A 234-nucleotide genomic window follows, 5' to 3' on the forward strand; every position below is an offset into this window, starting at 1 on the left:
GTCGCGCCCCGCACGGGGCGCGTGGATTGAAACGTAGCAATAGGACGTTGTGTCCCATCGTGGAGAGGTCGCGCCCCGCACGGGGCGCGTGGATTGAAACATATCAAGTAAGGAGGATATAATATGTTAGTACATGTCGCGCCCCGCACGGGGCGCGTGGATTGAAACTCTACTGCGACACCCGTCGATGCGAGGTCATTTGTCGCGCCCCGCACGGGGCGCGTGGATTGAAAC

The organism is Selenomonas sp. oral taxon 892 str. F0426, assembly GCF_000468035.1.
Classification (GTDB): Bacteria; Bacillota; Negativicutes; order Selenomonadales; family Selenomonadaceae; genus Centipeda.